Source organism: Bradyrhizobium iriomotense (genome assembly GCF_030160715.1).
Classification (GTDB): domain Bacteria; phylum Pseudomonadota; class Alphaproteobacteria; order Rhizobiales; family Xanthobacteraceae; genus Bradyrhizobium; species Bradyrhizobium iriomotense.
This window is the reverse complement of record NZ_BSOW01000040.1, coordinates 56,642-74,710: the sequence shown is the minus strand read 5'-3', so window position 1 is coordinate 74,710 and position 18,069 is coordinate 56,642. Positions and strand designations below refer to the sequence as shown.

The window sequence follows — 18,069 nt, the reverse complement described above, 5'->3', positions numbered from 1 at the left end:
CAAGACGGCGGCTGGACGGTAAGAGCCGGATGAGCGGAGACGTTCACGTCCGGATCTGTGAGCGCCTGGGGGTGAAACTCCCCCGGGCGACTCGACGCAACATTTATGTTCGCAGCCACCTCGCCGGCGAAAGGGTGAGGGCCTCGATCAGCCGATTCCTGACTGACAAGCTCCGCTTGAAAGTCAACGAGGCCAAAAGCGCGGTGGCGCGACCCGAGGAACGTAAATTTCTCGGATTCAGCATTGCGAATGACGGGAGCGAGCGACGCATTGCGCCGAAAGCTCTCGACAAGTTCAAAGACCGAATCCGGGAAATCACATGCCGGACGCGAGGGATCAGTTTGCAGCAGATGATCGCAGATCTCACGCCATTCCTCATCGGATGGCGCGGGTACTTCGGCTTCTGTCAGACCCCGCGCGTGCTAACGAACCTGGAAGCCTGGATCCGCCGGAGACTGCGTGTGTATCTCTGGCGGCAATGGCGAAACGGGCATAACCGATTCACGGAGCTTCGCCGCCTCGGCATCACGAAGTTCGCCGCATCGGTCGCTGCCGGTTCACCGACGGGACTCTGGCGCATGTCCGGACACCCGGCGGTTCAACACGCCTTACGAAATCATGCGTTCGACTCTCTTGGTCTCCCCCGAATCTTCATGCCTGTGCCGGCTTAACTCGATCGAACCGCCGTGGTACGGACCCGTATGCCCGGTGGTGTGGGAGGGGTGGCGTCGCGAGACGTCCCCCTATCCCGATCAACCGCTCTTATGTGTCGGACGAGATTATGTGGCGGAGGCGCCCTAACGCCAGCCAGGGCCGGCCCCCCAGGGTTTCTCCGCCACATAATAATCAGATGCTGGCCAGCAGCTGCAGGATGGTGTCGTTCGGCCGGAAGCGCGCGCTGCGGTCGCCTGAGACGCCCGCCTTCTCGAGTCCCCGGCGCATCATCTCGACATCCGCAGCGGCGTATCGGTGGGTTGTGGCGACCTGAGCATGGCCAAGCCAAGCCTGGATCGTCAGGAGATCCACGCCTGACCGGAGAAGCTTCATGGCGAGGGAATGCCGGAAGATGTGCGGCGATATGGGCTTGTCCTCCAAGCTTGGCGTGATGGACACGGCCTGGGAGGCGGCACGCCGCACGATGTGGATCGCGCCAAAGCGCGTCAGGCGCTCGTTGTGGACCCCGACGAAGATCGGCCGCGGTTCATGATTGGCGAGGCCACGTTCGCTCAATAGGTTCGTCAGCGATCGCACCAGATCCTTAGGAATGGGAACGACGCGATCTCGGCGTCCCTTGCCGTGAAGCAGCACCTGCGGGCGTCCTCGTTCCAACTGAAGGTCGTTCGCGTTGACACCGGTCGCTTCGGACACGCGAGCGCCGGTTCTCGCCAAGAAGAGCAGAAAGGCCCGGTCGCGCCGGCCGCGGGGCGTCGTCTGATCAGGGGCTGCGATGATGGCCTCCACCTCGGCGTTGGTGAGGTGATGCGTCACCTCGATGTGGGCCCGTTTGGTGGGGATCGTCAGAACCCGTTGGGCGACGCCGAACGAGGCGGGATCGGCGGCAGCGACGTGATGGAAGAAGGATCGGATCGCGGCTAGTCGGGCGTTGCGCGTTGCGACGGAGTTGTTCCGCTTCTCCTCAAGCTCGTCAAGAAAGGCGAGAACAAGGTCCCGATCGAGATCCTCAAGGGCCAGCGCCGCCGGCTTCTTCCCCAAACGGGCGGCGGCAAAGAGGATCAGCATGCGCAAGGCATCGCGATAGCTGGCCAAGGTCGCCGAGGTCGCGTTGCGCTGCTTGGTCAACCGGCGACGAAAGTACGACTCCAGGAGCGGCGCTAGTAGGAGGTGCTCGCTCATGCCGCGCCTCCGTCGAGGAAGGCGCGCTCAGCCGCGATGGCGAGGAGATCCGACGAGCCGGTGAGGTAGTAGGCTGTGTCGCTATAGCTGGCGTGGCCGAGGTAGGTGGCGAGTAAGGGCAGCAGCGCTTGGACGTCTGCGCGCTGTTGGTGCCACAGCCTGAGCCTGGTCACCGCGAACCGGTGCCGGAGATCGTGCGGTCGCAGAGGCTTGCCATTGTCAAGACCCGCGAGCTTGCGGGCCTTAGCGAAGTTACTTTGCAGGCCGGTCGCCGACAGACGGCAGCCTCGCGAGCTGAGGAAGAAGGCCTCGCCTTTGGGCTTGGGAAACACGGCGTCGCGCTCACGGGCGTATCGACGAAGGGCTGCCTGAGTCGTCTGATGAACAGGAACCAGGCGGTCTTTACGGAACTTGGTCTTACGGACGATGACGACCCCGTTGGTCAGATCGACGTCGCCGCGATCAAGCCTGGCCACTTCGCCCGATCGTAGCCCTGTGCTGGCCAACAATCCGATCAGCGTCGCCGTCGTGCGGCCTCTGAGAGGGATCCCCGGCGAAATGAAGCTGCATGCGTCGATAAGCGACGCCAGCTCAGCCTCGCTAAGGATGCGCGGTGGCGGAATCGCCCTGGATCTGGAGAAGGCTCTGCGCTCCAAGGCCTCGGTTTGGGGGTCGTAGACGGCCAGGTACTCGTAGAATCGGCGGAGCACGCCGTGACGGACGGCGCGACTGTTGGCGGTGTCGCCGAACGACAGGACGAAGTCCAGTGCCATCGTCCGGGTGGCGGGCGCACCCAGCTGAGATCGCTCGACGTAGCGAACGAAAGCCCGCAGCGTGCCGGCTTGCTTGTTGAAGGCGTAGCCGAGGGAGCGGCGCAGCTCGATGTAGCGCTCGACCTTGTCGCCGAGGAATGCGGCGAAGGCGGTCATGCGGCGCCTCCCGGAAAGGGGAGCGCGACCTCAGCGAGCTGCGAGGCCGCGACCTTCACGTACAGCGCCGTTGTGTTGATGCTTTGGTGCCCTAGAAGATCGGCGACCTCGTTGATCGGCCTTCGTCGCCCGACGAGCTGGGTGGCTAGACTGTGGCGCAGGAGATGCGCGCCTCCGACGCGACCGAGCTCGATCCCACCATGCTGCAACCGCTTCCGCACGATCCTCGAAACAGACGACGCGTACTTGAATGGTCCCACGGGCGGCGTGAAGGACAGGAACAGATGCTGACTATCGACCTTCGGTCGAGCCCGCAGGATGTAGTCGGCAAGCGCGGCGCCGGTCTCCTCCATGAGCGGGGCCACTCGGTCACGCTTGCCCTTGGTGCGCCGGACAAAAACCTCGCCAGTTCGCCAGTCGATATCCCGGAGCTGAAGAGCGCGTAGCTCGCCATTGCGAATGCCTGTGGTGGCGAGCAGCAGCAGGACAGCTCGATCGCGAAGGTCGATCGGCGTCGCCTTGCCGATCGCATCGATGGCGCGGCGAACATCATCCCACGAAAGCCGGGGCGGTAAATGGGCCAGTCGCCAATATGGCGTTCTTGGAACGACGGGAGCCAGATCCTGCTCGTGGTGGCCAGCCCAATGCAGAAAGCGGAGAAACGTTCGGATGTGAGAGATCGCCGCCGTGCGAGTGCCGGAGGTCGCCGAGAGCGACAGCCGATACTCGACAGCGGCAAGGACATGCTCTGCCGTCAACGCCTCGAGGTCTTGGCCAGGATGGCGATGGCGGAGCCAATCCAGAAAGCGCCGTGCGCCCAAGAGAACGCCAGCGCGGGACCTTGGCTCAAGGCCTCGTACCCTGCTCAGATAGTCAGAAAAGGAACTCAAAAGCGGAGCGTCCGGATCATCGACTACAATGGGCGTCAAAGCAATGAATCGTTCGGGCACCACCCGTCGCGCGCGTTGGAGCGCAGACACTGCCGCAATCCGTGGTGAGTCCGTGGTGAATGTGCATAGATAGCTATCGACGATAGCTTCGCCGATCGGCCGTGAACCGCAATGTGCTGCAGCAAAACGGCTGAACCGCGCGATCCGGCTCAGATAAAGCTTAGCGGATGCTTGCTTGTAACCGAGCGAGAAAAAGTGCCCCGCGATGCGATCCATCTCGGCGCCGAGCGCCCCGTCACGAAGGCGCTTAAGCACCCCGCGGTACGAAAAATAGAACTCGAGCATTGTGCCCCTCCGGCGTTACGGCGCAGGGGGATCCCGCGTCCGCACGAGGGGCACGAAATATTATGTGGCGGAAGAATCCAGCCGTGGCCGGCCCTGGCTGGCGTTAGGCCGCCTCCGCCACATAATCTCGCCCGACACGTAAGTACGGGTTCGCACGCAGCGCTTCGCTCACCAGCGCCGACAGCGTGTGCACCGACTTGCGAAAGTCGACTGGCTGTGCCGCCAGCACCACCTTGAGGTCAGGCCGTAATGCAATCACCGCATGCTCCGAAGCGCCGACAGCACCATCGAAAGCGTCGCCAGTTCCACTCCGGGCTCGACCCGGATGCGTGCCCCTCTCACCTCGATCTCGATCACCCCGCCAAGCTTGCTGGTGGGCGATGCCATCTGCGGCAGCACCCCATGCGCGCACGCTCGCCGGTCCGGCTCGTCCGCCGTCGCCGGACCGCTCTCGGAAGCGATCCGGACCGGCACGAAGCCTGGCGCCTGAAAGTTCGCTGCCGTCGCGAACTTGCGCCGCCACACCGTAAGCAGCCCACGGACAACGCCATGGCGCCGAGCGACCTCGGAAATATTGGCCCCTTCCTCGAAGCTCTCCGCCACAATCCGCGCCTTCTCTTCCGCCGTCCAGTGCCGTCGCCGACGCTCCCCCGTGATCACCTCGATGCGACGATAGGAGCCGCCTTCTTGCCTGGCATCAAGCATGGCTTCATGCATGGCGTCTGCCATAGTCCACCTCCAAAAAACAGTTCATTCCAAGCTGTATCGCAGCTCAGTCGCGCGATGCCCAGGTGGGGGGCTCATGCCGGTTACCTTGTACCGAGGGTGCAGCCGTGTGCATCTGTGCATCAAGCTCGGCAACATGATCATGGATGACGGCGAAGCCACATTGGCGCGACTGAGAGACATTCCGAGGGAGAGCTTGCAATATCCGGCGGCCATCGCGCCGCGTACTTGTATGCGGTCGAACGCAATCTTCGACCATGATGCAGCAATGCGCATCTCAAGCGAAGCTCGGGCAGCGGGCCCATTCTTCCGCTAGGTCATATGGACCAAGTTGTGGCGCGGGTCACCGCCACCTCGGCGTATCAGGGTTCAGCGATTGCTTCGCCAAGCCCCAATTGAGGTGCCACGATCATCATGGTCTTGCGCGTACCGCCGCGCGCGTCGGCCGCGCGAGTATGGAACCATTGGGCTAATGCGTTATCCATCTGGAAAAGGAACGCCAGGCCAACTGGATCATCCCACGCCGTACCGGGCACTGCCAGCGCGTGCAAGGCCCTTCTCCCGTCTTCGCTTGCCGTTCTCATCGGGAGCGCCCGTGAGGCCCGCGTAACGCGCGACCGCTCTGCGATCTCTCAGATGCGGATAGAGGGCGTAGGACTGAGCACCATGGTGATATCGCGCATCTTGGGGACAAAGATGATCGACTTTGACGCCCGCAACCTCGATAGTCCCCCGCGATGATCCATAGGACAGTGGATTTACCGCCGTCCAGCATTGGGGCTCGGGAGAAAAGGACAGAACCAAGACTCAGCGGAGGAACCGCTTCTCGGTAATTTTCACCCGGTCCATACCCTGGAGTCGGAAGATTTCCTCGACCGAAACAATATCCTTATCTACCGTAAGAATGCCGCCATCGCGCCGAATGCGCGCAAAGACATCCTTCATCGCCGCCACAGTTGCGCGGATTGCGTGGTTGCCGTAGATCACCATCCTTATTTTGCCGAAGGCGGAGATCCGCATCTCGTTCATCTCGGGATAGGCGGTCGGCACAATGACTATTGGAGCAGCGCCGCTCCAGGCGCGCACAAAGCTTTCCACCTCATCCGGCGTCTTCTGCTTAGAGTGGATGAGGATCATGTCGGCGCCAGCCGACTCATAAGCTGCCGCGCGCTTGACTGCCTCCGCCTCGCCCAGACCGGCAATCAATGCCTCGGTGCGAGCGATGACCACAAAGTTGGGGTCTCGCCGCGAGGCAAGAGCCGCTGCGATCTTGCCCTGAAACTCCTCGATCCGGAGTAGTTCCTGCTGCCGGCCTGTGGTCGCAAGGCTGGACACCTTGGGAAAGGTCTTGTCCTCGATCACGACTGCCGCAGCGCCGGCGCGCTCATATTCGGCAATCACGTGCGTGACGTTGATCGCATTACCATAGCCAGTATCGATGTCAGCAACGATGGGCAGATGCGTAGAGCCCGACATTGCACGCACCATATCAAGGTGCTGAGTCATGCTAACGAAGGACAGATCCGGCAGGCCGTAAAGAGCCGCAAGTTCAAACCCGGAAGCCCAAACTCCATCGAACCCGGCCTCCTCGACGAGCTTTGCGGATAAGGGGCTGTGAGCCGCCATGACATGCAACAGCTGATCCTCGGCTAATTTTTCTCGCAATCTTGAGGCCATAGTGACTCCGTTTGACTACTGCGCGTTTAGCGCCGATCGCTTTTGATGTTTTAGCCGGTAGGTCCGCGATCGAGGAGAGCTGCTATCCGGGTGATGCCGACATCAGTAGCTCTTCTGCTTGATGGCGTTGAAAGCGACAATCGTACGGCGTTCGGCACGGGCTGATTGTCAACGGCGAAGAGCTCGGCGCTCCTAATCAACACCCCAGCAGCCACCGCCGATCGTGCGAATCTGTCGGGCCTCCATGGTGCAGGCAATGGCAACCAGACATGCATTGATCCCGGTTTTGAGACTAGGCCAAAGCGGCCTAGGGCACCACGTGCCATGGCCTCTCGCGCTGTGTTCTCCTCTCGGATCGCCGCGGAAATCAAATCGGCCGTGCCTGAAAGCGTCCAATTAGCAACGACGGCGGCAAGTAGAGGAGCCGCAGTCCAGAACGAGAGCCGTTCGACCGGTACCAGCGCCGAATCGCAGTGCGCCCGCGAAGGCGCTACCACGTACGCCAAGCGCAAACCGTGCGCGAGTCCCTTGGTCGCGCTCATGACGTACCACACGACATCAGGCGCGATCTTGGCAATCGGTGGAGCGGCATCGGGATGCAAGCGTCCAAGGGCGTCATCCTCGATGATCGGCACGCCGTAACGGCGGGAAAGATCTGCAAGAGCGCGCCGACGGGACAATGGCATTATTGCCGTCGTCGGATTTTGTACCGTGGGATTGCAGTAAAGGGCGCGCACGCCGCCCTTCCGGCAAGCTCTTTCGAAGGCGTCAGGCAGAATACCTTCCTCGTCAACGTCAAGTCCCACCAACTCCACCCCGGCGATGCCGGCAAGCTCACGCAAAGCCCCGTAAGACAAGCGCTCAGCCAACAATCGGCCGCCCTTGCCAACGAGGTGATGAAACAGGAGAAGGAGTGCGCTCTGCGTCCCGTTGGTCGTGAGGATACAATCGATATCGATTGCATCGCCAAGGCGTGGCGCCAGGTACCGCGCGCCACCTAGTCTTCCGCTGGACGAGCCGCGCGCGACGCCACCATGAACCAATCGGTCCAGACCATGCTCAGAACGAAGCCGCTCAATCGCGCGAGCCAGTTTGGCGTCAACCCCAGGCACCGCGGGCGGTAATGAACGTGTGAAATCAACTAGCGAGTCCTGATCGACGGCTTGGCAAATTTGCGGCGCTTGGATTTCCATAGAAACTAGGATTATATCCGTGAGGGGAGTCACTCGCAGCCGATTCTTGGCTACTGCGGATTTTGAGTCTATAACTATATAACGTTAAAGAGTCAAAGGTTCTATACACTTATTTCCAAGGCAGGTTACGTGTGCGTTTTGGCACGGCTGGGAAACACGGTGGCCGAAGGAAAATTCAAATCGTATTGAGCGGGCGGATATCGGCCTATGACGGCGACAAGTAGGCTACGCGCTCGCCGAGGATACTGCAAACGCAGCGGGCGAGCATCTACCTTCGTAGCGGATCGCCAACTGCAGGTTTTTGTCCATCGTCATACGGTGCTGAAGGCGACGGCTGGAAGCGGAGGGTCATGTAAGGGTCGCGCCAACCGCACACCATCACGCTAGCTCATTGCCGTGGAAAGAGTTCGCGCGACTGTCTTCGACATCGTGTCGGAGCGACCTAGATTTCGAATACCTGATCGTAGGTTCCACTATTGTCCGCCTTGGCGGTACGCGGACTGATCTGTTCTTCGAGAACGGCGGGCAATATAATATTGCGTCCACAGGATCCCATCGAGCCAAGTGTTGCGTATAAGAGACTCTAACTGGGCAGCCAAGCGCTGGCCGAAGGTGCCGAGAAATTCGGCAATGCCGGGTAAGTAGAGTCCACCTTTGTGGCGCGCGATGACCCGAAGGCCTGCGACAGAAAGTTGTGCCTCCACAGTGGTGGCGGTCATTAGGTTGATATGCCCCATTTCCGAGACAGGCTCACGATAGATAAGCCTTGTGAACCAAATAAGCCATCTGGACAGAGCGACTCTTGCTGTAAGCTCCAGAAAGCTGTATCGCTGTGGGGTAGAGAGCACGAGAATTCCCTCAGGCTTCAGAATGCGTGCGATATGCAGAAACGCTGCGCGCGAGTCTGAGATGTGCTCTACTACTTCGGTGCACAGCACAAAATCGAAGTGCTCCCCTGGCAGTCGTGACTCGGTGATGTCGTCTAGCACGATGTGGACAGCTGCATTGTCCGCATAACGCTTCTCGATTGAATCAAGATAACTCCTCTCACAGTCGGCCACGTACACCTCGGAGAACAGTTCCTTAAGCGTCGGAATGTAAATGCCCGAGCCGGGCCCGACCTCAAGAGCTCTTCCACCCTGCTGAGCGGATCTACGAATAGCACGCGTGATCCACGTGCGTCGCGCACCGTGCAGCCAGCGGCGGGTAGGATTTCGTGACCCGTACAAAGTCCATTGTAGGGACACAAGGTCAGCGCCAGTCGCCATGCACCCTTCGCGGTATTCTCACACGTGTTGTCTGCGCCGCCTTCGGTTGCGCTCGACATGAGCTCAGGAAATAGCAACTTGTATTTCAATGCAACCTGCCAAAGGAGGTGAGTGCGCCGATCTACCCAAAGCGTGGGTGCTAATCGATCCGGAAGGCCCATATCATCTTGACTAAGTCAGTGTCGTGGCCTCAGAGCTAGGCAGGCGGACTACGTTGCCGCCGCCAAGCTTGCTCCCCCGTCGTTGACGGGGATCATCTGAACGAGACTAGCCAGCTTCTGCTCAAGCCCGCACGCGCCGCCAGCGCGGCGGAGCAATCCTGCCGTGAGGCAAGGCGCCAACGAAACGTGGTCTTGCGGCACATAATCCTGCACGCTCGGCGGCAGAAGCTGGGCCTCATCGATCTTCCAGGGGCGAAATTCCTTGCTCATCGCTACGTAAGGAATCAGACTCGCACCCTCTTGAACACTCACTACTCAGACAGGCTCCTAGGCACCGCAGGCGCCAATGAACGAGTGAAATTTAACTAGCGAGGCTCGTGGACGGGTTGGAAAATTTGGGGTGCTTGGATTTCCATAAAAGCGGGGGTTGTGTCCGCAGCCAGTCGGCTCGGCTACAGGGGTTATTTTTAAGTCTAGAACTTTATACGACGTTGTAAAACTCCAACGTTCTATACAACTATTCGCAGAAACGAGCTTACAATACGCTTGGACAAGTCATGGGAAAGGCAGTCGTGAAAGAAAATTCAAGTCGTGTTGAGCGGGCCGGCATCACCATATGGAGGCAGGTCAGTGACGCGCTTACCGAGGATATTGCAAGTGGCACCTTTGCGGCGGGCGAGCGTCTACCTTCGAGCGAATCGCTAGCTGCCCGTTTCGGCGTCAACCGACACACGGTACTGAAGGCGATCGCGCAGCTGGAAGCGGAGGGCTATCTAAGGATCGAGCGCGCGAGGGGGGCTTACGCCGTCGTGAACCCCATTGAATTGCGACTCGGTGCCAGAAGTTGGTTCGAGCAGAATCTGCGCGACGGCAATCGCACGCCATCACGCAAGCTCATTGCGATGGAAAAAGTTCGTGCCTCGCTGGAGATTGCGACGGCACTCCAAATCAAGCCCGGCAGCCCGGTTCTCTTCGTGACCCTGCTGGGCGAAGCGGATGGATTTCCGGTCAACTACAATTACAATTATTTCCCCACAAAGCGTATGCCAGGTCTGGAGGAGGCTTTCGAGAGTATCGGTAAGGAGCCCACGGAAGACTTCTCTTTCGGCAAGATCTTCAAGTCTATCGGCGTGAAGGATTTTCGACGCAAGACTATCCGAATTCGCGCGCGACCGCCGAGCCGCGAAGAGGCTACGCACCTGAAGATGCCGATAAGCGCCTACATTCTACTGACAGAAGTCGTTCAGGTCGACAGCAAGGACACCCCCCTTGTGTATGCGGAAACCTGCTACAGCGCCGGCCGCGTGAGCCTACTCGTGGACATCTGATGTACCTTGCGATTGACGGGCTCTCGCGTCGGCTCGGTCGAACCTTGCAGACGGACTGCGAGCAGTGTCTGTCTCAAGCATTCGCGGCAGCTGCTTTAGTCGCGATCTCCTCCTTGCGAAGCTTGTCCTGGAAAGCCCACGAAGTCGCCAACCGGTACCGGGCTCTTGGGCATAATGCCTCCCGACCGCCCCGGCCTTCTGCCAGAGCCCTGGTTCCACCGAACTTGCGTCAGCCCGCTACTGTCATTAAACAGTCATGCGGCAATGGTTCTATAACTATAATTCCCAGGTTCGGTCCAGTTGATGAGGAATCCTTTTGGCAAGCGTATCCGTTCGCGGAGTTTCTAAGTCGTTCGGCTCCACTCCCATCATTGATGGGATCTCGCTCGACATCTGCGACGGAGAGTTCTTGACTCTTCTTGGTCCGTCGGGCTGCGGCAAATCCACTCTCCTAAGGATCATTGCAGGGCTTGAGCGGCAGGATTGCGGGACTATCGAGGTCGCCGGCAGCAAGGTCGATCACCTTCGTCCCAAACGGCGCGATGTCGCCATGGTATTTCAGTCATACGCCCTCTACCCGCATTTGACAGTCTCGGAAAATATGGCGCTGCCTCTGAGGATGCGCCGACTTTCGGCCTTGCAGCGGCTTCCTGTGATAGGCGCTCTGCTTCCAAATACTCACTCGGTGAGCGCTGAGATCAAGACTGAAGTGGCGCGCGCGGCGAAGGCGCTCGGGATCGATCATCTCCTCGCGCGCAAGCCCGGCCAACTTTCCGGCGGTCAGCGCCAACGCGTGGCCGTCGGCCGCGCCATGGTTCGTCATCCCGCAGTCTTTCTGATGGACGAGCCGCTTTCCAATCTTGACGCAAAGTTGCGCGTCCAGATGCGCGGCGAAATCAAGGAGCTGCATCGTCGTATTGGTGTAACCTTCGTCTATGTGACCCACGATCAGACGGAAGCCATGACCATGTCCGATCGCATCGCGGTTATGCTGGACGGTCAACTGGCGCAAGTGGCGTCGCCACAGCAGATCTATACCTCTCCCGCCGATCGACGCGTGGCCGAATTGATCGGCGCGCCCAAGATCAACCTGCTCGAGGCCACACCGAGAGGTGAGGGGCTTTTGGCCGTTGCGGGGTCTACTCTTGCGCTCGACAGCAAGCTGGACGGCGGAAACAATATCACGCTCGGTATTCGTCCGGAGTCGCTGCAGTTTGCCGAGCGGGCTGGCCTGAACACATTGACGGGAAGGCTGCGCTATGTCGAGCATGTTGGCGCAGATCTGTTTGCTCACGTGGACGTCCCGGGCTCGAGCGAGCCTTTGGTTGCGCGCCTTCCGGTCGAACTCGCATCAAGCCTTCAATCCGACCAATCCGTACATCTCCGGGTTCGGCGCGAACAGGCGTTGCTGTTTTCCGCCGATGGGCGTCGGCTTTCCGAGGGCGATGATCAGTTTACGCAGCTTCGGAGCTGCGCAGGGTGACGTCGGAACAGTCAGCCACTGTCGACCGACAGTTACGGATCGACACCGGGTCTGCGGAGACGCTTGCCGGCTATGCCCTCATCGGGCCGGCCTTGGTCCTCATTCTAGTGCTGTTCATTTTGCCGACGGGTGCTGTTCTCGCGATCGCCGCGACCGACTGGCATCTCGGGGCAAAGACGCTGTCATTCATCGGCGCAGCGAACTTCACCAGTCTGCTCGCCGATCCAGCGTTCCGTGCGGCGCTCTTTAATACGGCCGCTTACTCCCTTATGGTTGTGCCAAGCACGCTGGTTCTCGGGCTGTCCCTGGCGCTCCTGATCGAGAGCGGTAAGACCCTGCGCGCCTTCTATCGCGCGATCCACTTCTTGCCATTTATGACTTCGCTCGCCGCCATGGCAATCGTGTGGGAGATGCTGCTGCATCCGACCATCGGTTTAGTCAACCAGGTATTTGCGGCTGTTGGTTTGCCGACTGCCAACTGGTTGCGAGGCGAGTCGACCGTTTTGCCGATCCTGGCGGTCATCGGCACCTGGCAAAGCCTGGGCTTGGCGCTGGTCCTGTTCCTCGCGGGCCTCAAAGCCATTCCTCAGGATCTCTATGATGCTGCCGATATCGATGGCGCCGATGGGGTGCTGGATCGCTTGCGGCTCGTGACACTTCCGTCGCTAGCTCCGGTTTCCCTCTTCGTGCTCATCGTCGTGACGCTGCGCGCTTTCGCGGCCTTTGACATTATCCAGGTCCTGACGCGGGGAGGGCCTGGTGACGCCTCCGTCATGCTTTTGTACGCGCTGTATCGGGAGAGTTTCGAGTATTTTAGGACCGGCTACGGAGCAGCCATCGCCGTGGTCTTTCTTGTAATTGTTATCGCTCTTGCAACGCTTCAGGCGCGTGTTGTGAACAGCCGGGCGTCCCACCCATGACGTTGCATATGAAAATTCTGGCTGGCGTGGTTCGCCACATCATACTTCTTACGACCGGCTCGCTCGTCCTTGCGCCCTTTATCTGGATGGTGAGTTTGTCGTTGAAGCCGCCAGCCGAACTCTTCTCGTCGAGCTTCACATTGCTGCCGGAGCATTGGTTCGCGGTGGAGAATTACACCAAGGCGCTCACTGCGGCGCCTTTGCCAAGATTCATGCTGAACGGAGTGATCGTATGCGCGGCGATCCTTCTGCTGCAAATCATCATTTGCGCGCCAGCCGCCTATGCGCTTGCCAAAATTCGTTTCGCCGGTCGCGAGGTTATCTTCGGTATGGTGCTGATCGGTCTGCTTATCCCGCATCAGGTCTTGGCATTGCCGTTGTTGATTCTCTGTTATTGGCTTGGAATTCTTAACACTTATGCCGCGCTGATCTTCCCGTTTGTCGTCTCACCCTTCGGCATCTTCCTGTTGCGCCAATTCTTCACGTCAATCCCTGACGACATCATCCATGCCGCTCGCCTGGATGGCCTTTCGGAGCTGAGCATCGTGTGGCGGATCATGCTGCCCATGTCGCTTCCTGCAGTCATCGCCTTTTCGATTGTCTCGGTCGTCAGCCACTGGAACGATCTCTTCTGGCCACTCCTCGTAGTGCAAACTCAAGACTTCATGCCTCCGTCACTCGGCATCGTCACCTTCGCCAATGCGGAAGCCGGCAATGATTACGGGCCCTTGATGGCAGGGGCTACTCTGGTTGTCGCACCGCTGGTCATCTGCTTTTTTGCCGCGCAGCGTTGGTTTATCGACGGACTCACGGCCGGAAGCGTCAAATGAGAGTTCTGAAGATCATCGGTCTACGCTGCTCGCTTGCTGCGATAATTCTCGGGGCCGCTTTTATTGCGGATGCCGCACAAGCCCATGTCACCGTCTTGCGCGTTTCCGCGGCACCTTCGATCTTCTCCAAGACGTTTCGCGCCCTGGCATCCGCGTTCGAGAGAGAAAACCCCGACGTTCGCATCGACCTTGACGTCTCGCAGTTCGACCAGCCCGCGATAATGCGGCAGACTCTCCGAATGGCAATCTTCGGTGATTTGCCGGACGTATCTTTTCAGGGCTCCAACTACCTCCGCCTGCTCGCTGACCGCAATTTGCTGATACCGCTCGACGGGCTCATCAAAGCTGACCCGACGTGGACTTCGGAACTCTATTCCTCTTCCGTGACTTCCGCCGGCCGCATCGGCAATATGACTTACGGTCTGGGCGCCGGGATGTCCTTTCCTATCGTCTTTTACAACAAATCTCTGGTCTCGAAGGTTCAGGAGGGCGCAGGTTCTCTCCCTGACAATTGGGATGGCATCCTAGACGTCGCTGCACGTATCCAGTCAGAAAACAGCCAAGTCCTCGGAATCTTCTCCGAATACAACTCATTCATGTTCCAAGGGATGGTGAGCTGCTTCGGCGGATCCATGATGAATTCGGACGACTCTCGGATCGCCTTCACGGAGGATGCCGGCCAAAAGGCGATGGAATTGCTACGCCGCATCGGTCTCGCCGGACAAGCGAAGGTCGATATGACCAAATCGCAATCGCGGCAGGCGTTTACAGGAGCCCGCATCGCCATCCTGCTAGATTCGAGCAGCAGCCTCGCATCGTTTGAGAATGAAGTGGCCGGCCGCTTCGAAATCGGCACGGCTCCGCTGCCGATGACTGGAAGAGACGCGTCGGTTCCGACCGCAGGCATAACAGTCGTGATGCATACGACTGACCCCGCCCGACAGGCCCTTGCATGGCGTTTCATGAAATTCGTAACCGGCGAAGGGCAAAGCGTGGTCGGCACGACGACCGGCTATGTTCCAGCCAACGAAATTGCTATCTCGAGGCCGGGCTTCCTCGCCACCTACTATACGGCGCACCCAAACATGCAGGCGGCGCTGCGTTCCGTCCCGCGTAGTCGAGGCTGGTACGCCTTCCCTGGCGAGAACGCTGGCCGGATCGATATGATGATCGAGGATCATGTGGGCGAGGTCATGAGACTTCGGCAACTTCCAGCTCCGGCGCTCGATCGTCTTGCTAAGGATATCAGCACTCTGCTGCCCAAATGATGCACCAGGCAATCCTGGCGACATGATCCGGCGCCAAAAACTCCTAAAATAGGGCCTGTTCGCAGTTTTTGCGCGCCCTGATTTGCTAGACCCTAGACCATTGCTTTCGCTCGAGTGCCGATGCCTCGTTTCGCGATTGCGCCAGTTAGCGATCCCCCTAAGCGGCACCGAGCAGAACCAGCGAACACCAAAACGCGCGATCTTTGCGATTGTCACAAAACCGTCTCGACTCATCTATAATTATAGAACTAATGGGGAAGCGTTAATCACCGCTGACGATGAGCACGTGATCGCTGCTCAAAGGGGCAACAGGAGGGGTTATAGATGCGACGAGTTTCGGGTACCGGAGACCGGCGGGGGATCAGGAGGCACTACGCTGCGCTTTGGCTGGCTGCAAGTGTTCCGCCGGTGATCGGGGCGACTGGTGCTCACGCCCAGCAAACGACGGACCTCGGGACTGTCGAAACCTCAGATACTGCGGGCGACGTGAATTCGGCTGTCTATCAGGCGCCGACAACAACGCCGTTGACCGTGACGCAGCCGACCTCCGTCATCAGCAGGCACTACATCGAAAACAATATTCCGGCGACCAGTAACTTCGACAAGGTCATCAACGTCGCACCAAGCGTCATGACTTCGCCGAGCGGGAGCGGTGGAGATGACGCAAAAATCTCGATCCGTGGCTTTCAAAACGGCCAGTTCAACACGACGCTCGACGGAATCCCCCTCCGCGCCTTCAATGGTACCCAGCGCAGCGGAACCTTTGTCATGACGAACGATCTGGGGCAGGTCGCCATCGACCGCGGTCCGGGCACCGCCTCGACCGTAGGTGATGCGACGTTCGGTGGCACAATTGCACTGCAAACCAAGGCGCCAATGTCGACTATGGCGACGACGGCGACCACCGGCTACGGCAGCTTTAACACCCAGCTTTACGGCCTTCAATTTGATTCCGGTCAGATCAAGGGGACGAACGGCGCTTCGCTCTTTCTCGATACGCAATTTACGAAAAGCGACGGCTATTTCACAAACACGGCCAAAGAGCGCAAAAACGCGGCGCTGAAGATCCAGCAGCCGCTCAATGACAACACTACGCTCACCTTCGTGTCGATGTACAATGATGTGACACGAAACTATTTTGAGGGCGCGTCGCTCGCCCAGATCGCCGCCTACGGTCCAAACTACGGGCTGTCCTCCTCCCCAGACAAGCAGAACTTCGCGGGCTACAACCGTTGGAATCTGAAGACTGATTTCGAGTATCTTGGCCTGAAATCCGACTACGGCGATGGTTGGCATGTCGACAATAAGATCTATACCTATGGATACAACACCGCAGGGCTACTTCTTGGACAGGATGTTACTGGCGGTGACGCCAACGGCACGATCTTCGGCGCCAGCAATGTGCCGGGTACGATAAATCCCGTAAACTTCCGCTCCTACGGTGATGTGATCGCGCTTACCAAGGACACGTTTTTTGGCGACGTGAAGGTCGGAACATGGGCCGAGCACCAGCCCAGCCATCGTGGTAACTTCAATGTCGATATGACATTGGGGCAAAAATACATCTCCACCAACTACGACCAGCATCTCACGCTCGATACTTTTCAACCGTATGTCGAGGCAGACTGGAAAGCGGTGCCCGACCTGACGATTACGACCGGCGCGAAATATGCCTATTCCGCGCGCAGCCAATCATCGCTCGTCGATCCTAACACCGGCGGGCCACTAGACTATGCTCAGAGCTGGGCAAAGGTCCTTCCCTCACTTGCCGCGAATTACAAGCTGTCGTCCGACTGGTCCGTCTACGCGCAGGCTGCGGAGGGCTTTCTGACCCCGCCTGTCGTGACCCCCGGATCCAATGTTCAACCTCAAACGACTTGGAATTATCAAGTCGGCACGGCCTACCAGAGCAAGATCTTCACGGTTGCCGGCGATGTCTACTACATCGACTTCGACAATATGATCTCGTCGCGGACGATCGGCGGTATTACGAACTACTTCAATATCGGTGGCGTGATCTACCAGGGCCTGGAAGTCGAAGGAACGGTCCACGTCGGTCATGGCTTCAGCCTTTTCGCTAACGGCAGCCTCAACAGCGCGAAGAACAAGCGGACAGGACAATGGATCGCGGAGGCGCCGAACGCGACGGCTGCGGCGGGCGTGATCTACGAAGAAGGGAACTGGCATGCTTCGCTGACGGACAAATGGGTCGGCCAGCGCTTCGGCGACGCCGGAGAGAAGCAGCCGCTATCACCGTTCAATCAGCTTGACATGGCGATCACCTACAAAGTCAAGAACTCGCTACCCAACTTGGCGGCAGTGACGGCAAAATTTGGGATCGACAACCTCCTCAACAGTCGCGGAATCGTAGATTTCGCCGGGTATTCCGGCGCGGCAGGGACGCCGCTGTGGTACACGCAAGTCGGCCGAAACATTTATAGCAGTCTGTCCGTCCAGTTCTGATCGCAGACCATCAACGAAGGAATGAACATGACCCTGGATCGTCTCACCGAACTTGCGGCGCAGTCCGACGGCATCCTCTATGTTATGGCCGTACTGCTGTTAATTGGGTTGACCGTCATCATCGATCGCTTCTGGTTTCTTGGCCGGACCATCAGTCGCGGAAAACGCGTCACAGCGACCGTCGCGCAATTCGCGCACCTCGACCGGAAGACGCTTGCAGATCTCGTCGAGAAATCGCCGCGGCTGCCGCATCGCGCTTTGCTGGAGGTGCCGCTGCAGCATCCCGAGCTTAAGGATCCGCATCGATTGTCCGAGCTGTTGGAGGAATCAATCCTGTGGCAAGTCCCCAAGCTGGATAGCCGGTTGTGGCTACTCGACACCATCGTGACGCTGGCGCCGTTGCTCGGCCTTCTCGGCACCATCGCTGGCATGGTCAAGGCGTTCGCGGTCCTTGGCGATGCCGGCAACGCGGCGACACAAATCACCGGCGGCGTCGGCGAGGCTCTGATCGCGACCGCATGCGGTCTGCTCATCGCCATTGTCGGTCTCGTTTGCTTCAACAGTCTGCACAACTGGACGCGGCTTATCGTGCATCAACTCGAGACTTTGAAGATTTCCATGGTCAACCGTCTCGACGCGCCTCGCGCGGTGTCGGGAGAAGCTCGCGTTGCTCCAGGAGATAAACGTCATTATGGGCCTGCAATCCACTCCGTTGCGAATACGGGGACCTGACC

Annotated in this window: 16 protein-coding genes and 1 pseudogene; 8 read left to right on the top strand and 9 right to left on the bottom strand. The window is 59.2% G+C overall.

The genetic code is table 11. The features are described 5' to 3' along the window. Positions 1 to 671 (top strand): group II intron maturase-specific domain-containing protein (locus QQL28_RS38740; RefSeq protein ID WP_284274123.1); only part of this gene is annotated, 671 nt, incomplete at its 5' end. 175 nt (positions 672 to 846) lie between these two features. On the opposite strand, the gene QQL28_RS38735 is transcribed toward QQL28_RS38740, so the two are convergent. From QQL28_RS38735 to QQL28_RS38695, 9 genes and pseudogenes are all read right to left on the bottom strand, one after another. After that, complete coding sequence (locus QQL28_RS38735) at positions 847 to 1,854, bottom strand: tyrosine-type recombinase/integrase (RefSeq protein WP_284274121.1); 1,008 nt, start codon at positions 1,852 to 1,854, stop codon at positions 847 to 849. Beyond that, a complete protein-coding gene (locus QQL28_RS38730) occupies positions 1,851 to 2,783 on the bottom strand; it encodes a tyrosine-type recombinase/integrase (protein WP_284274119.1) in 933 nt (310 codons plus the stop codon). The genes QQL28_RS38735 and QQL28_RS38730 overlap by 4 nt, the downstream gene beginning before the upstream one ends. Next, complete coding sequence (locus QQL28_RS38725; RefSeq protein WP_284274118.1) at positions 2,780 to 4,018, bottom strand: site-specific integrase; 1,239 nt, start codon at positions 4,016 to 4,018, stop codon at positions 2,780 to 2,782. The genes QQL28_RS38730 and QQL28_RS38725 overlap by 4 nt, the downstream gene beginning before the upstream one ends. 103 nt (positions 4,019 to 4,121) lie before the next feature. Further along, entirely contained in the window at positions 4,122 to 4,277 is a 156-nt protein-coding gene (locus QQL28_RS38720) for a hypothetical protein (RefSeq protein ID WP_284274116.1), read from the bottom strand. Then, a complete protein-coding gene (gene tnpA, locus QQL28_RS38715; protein WP_431309715.1) occupies positions 4,274 to 4,747 on the bottom strand; it encodes an IS66-like element accessory protein TnpA in 474 nt (157 codons plus the stop codon). The genes QQL28_RS38720 and tnpA overlap by 4 nt, the downstream gene beginning before the upstream one ends. Positions 4,748 to 5,151: 404 nt before the next feature. Continuing rightward, positions 5,152 to 5,383: pseudogene (locus QQL28_RS46375) on the bottom strand (transposase); the annotation flags it as partial. 168 nt (positions 5,384 to 5,551) lie between these two features. Then, the gene (locus tag QQL28_RS38705) at positions 5,552 to 6,421 is read right to left on the bottom strand and encodes a phosphonopyruvate hydrolase (RefSeq protein WP_284274112.1); all 870 of its coding nucleotides are present in this window, start codon (positions 6,419 to 6,421) and stop codon (positions 5,552 to 5,554) included. Positions 6,422 to 6,471: 50 nt separating this feature from the next. Then, the gene (locus tag QQL28_RS46370) at positions 6,472 to 7,614 is read right to left on the bottom strand and encodes an aminotransferase-like domain-containing protein (RefSeq protein ID WP_431309714.1); all 1,143 of its coding nucleotides are present in this window, start codon (positions 7,612 to 7,614) and stop codon (positions 6,472 to 6,474) included. 473 nt (positions 7,615 to 8,087) lie between these two features. Further along, positions 8,088 to 8,882: a class I SAM-dependent methyltransferase gene (locus QQL28_RS38695; RefSeq protein WP_284274109.1), complete on the bottom strand. Its 795-nt coding sequence runs from the start codon at positions 8,880 to 8,882 to the stop codon at positions 8,088 to 8,090. Between the two features lie 718 nt (positions 8,883 to 9,600). Between QQL28_RS38695 and phnF the strand changes: the two genes are divergently transcribed. The 7 genes from phnF to QQL28_RS38660 all read left to right on the top strand — a co-directional run bounded on the left by phnF (position 9,601) and on the right by QQL28_RS38660 (position 18,067). Then, complete coding sequence (phnF, locus tag QQL28_RS38690; protein ID WP_284274107.1) at positions 9,601 to 10,371, top strand: phosphonate metabolism transcriptional regulator PhnF; 771 nt, start codon at positions 9,601 to 9,603, stop codon at positions 10,369 to 10,371. Between the two features lie 316 nt (positions 10,372 to 10,687). Further along, complete coding sequence (locus QQL28_RS38685) at positions 10,688 to 11,854, top strand: ABC transporter ATP-binding protein (protein WP_284274105.1); 1,167 nt, start codon at positions 10,688 to 10,690, stop codon at positions 11,852 to 11,854. Continuing rightward, entirely contained in the window at positions 11,851 to 12,774 is a 924-nt protein-coding gene (locus QQL28_RS38680; RefSeq protein ID WP_284274104.1) for a carbohydrate ABC transporter permease, read from the top strand. The genes QQL28_RS38685 and QQL28_RS38680 overlap by 4 nt, the downstream gene beginning before the upstream one ends. Then, positions 12,771 to 13,604: a carbohydrate ABC transporter permease gene (locus QQL28_RS38675; RefSeq protein ID WP_284274103.1), complete on the top strand. Its 834-nt coding sequence runs from the start codon at positions 12,771 to 12,773 to the stop codon at positions 13,602 to 13,604. The genes QQL28_RS38680 and QQL28_RS38675 overlap by 4 nt, the downstream gene beginning before the upstream one ends. Continuing rightward, complete coding sequence (locus QQL28_RS38670) at positions 13,601 to 14,872, top strand: extracellular solute-binding protein (protein WP_284274101.1); 1,272 nt, start codon at positions 13,601 to 13,603, stop codon at positions 14,870 to 14,872. Before QQL28_RS38675 ends, QQL28_RS38670 begins: the two co-directional genes overlap by 4 nt. Positions 14,873 to 15,196: 324 nt before the next feature. Next, complete coding sequence (locus QQL28_RS38665) at positions 15,197 to 17,335, top strand: TonB-dependent receptor (protein WP_284274100.1); 2,139 nt, start codon at positions 15,197 to 15,199, stop codon at positions 17,333 to 17,335. 27 nt (positions 17,336 to 17,362) lie between these two features. Continuing rightward, complete coding sequence (locus tag QQL28_RS38660; RefSeq protein WP_284274098.1) at positions 17,363 to 18,067, top strand: MotA/TolQ/ExbB proton channel family protein; 705 nt, start codon at positions 17,363 to 17,365, stop codon at positions 18,065 to 18,067. The last annotated feature ends 2 nt before the right edge of the window (positions 18,068 to 18,069 follow it).

Coding starts and splice junctions, on each gene's coding strand:
- QQL28_RS46370 (WP_431309714.1), bottom strand. CDS start 7,614: ATGGAAATCCAAGCGCCGCAAATTTGCCAAGCCGTCGATCAGGACTCG.
- QQL28_RS38735 (WP_284274121.1), bottom strand. CDS start 1,854: ATGAGCGAGCACCTCCTACTAGCGCCGCTCCTGGAGTCGTACTTTCGT.
- QQL28_RS38695 (WP_284274109.1), bottom strand. CDS start 8,882: ATGGCGACTGGCGCTGACCTTGTGTCCCTACAATGGACTTTGTACGGG.
- QQL28_RS38670 (WP_284274101.1), top strand. CDS start 13,601: ATGAGAGTTCTGAAGATCATCGGTCTACGCTGCTCGCTTGCTGCGATA.
- QQL28_RS38660 (WP_284274098.1), top strand. CDS start 17,363: ATGACCCTGGATCGTCTCACCGAACTTGCGGCGCAGTCCGACGGCATC.
- tnpA (WP_431309715.1), bottom strand. CDS start 4,747: ATGGCAGACGCCATGCATGAAGCCATGCTTGATGCCAGGCAAGAAGGC.
- QQL28_RS38665 (WP_284274100.1), top strand. CDS start 15,197: ATGCGACGAGTTTCGGGTACCGGAGACCGGCGGGGGATCAGGAGGCAC.
- QQL28_RS38725 (WP_284274118.1), bottom strand. CDS start 4,018: ATGCTCGAGTTCTATTTTTCGTACCGCGGGGTGCTTAAGCGCCTTCGT.
- phnF (WP_284274107.1), top strand. CDS start 9,601: ATGGGAAAGGCAGTCGTGAAAGAAAATTCAAGTCGTGTTGAGCGGGCC.
- QQL28_RS38705 (WP_284274112.1), bottom strand. CDS start 6,421: ATGGCCTCAAGATTGCGAGAAAAATTAGCCGAGGATCAGCTGTTGCAT.
- QQL28_RS38730 (WP_284274119.1), bottom strand. CDS start 2,783: ATGACCGCCTTCGCCGCATTCCTCGGCGACAAGGTCGAGCGCTACATC.
- QQL28_RS38675 (WP_284274103.1), top strand. CDS start 12,771: ATGACGTTGCATATGAAAATTCTGGCTGGCGTGGTTCGCCACATCATA.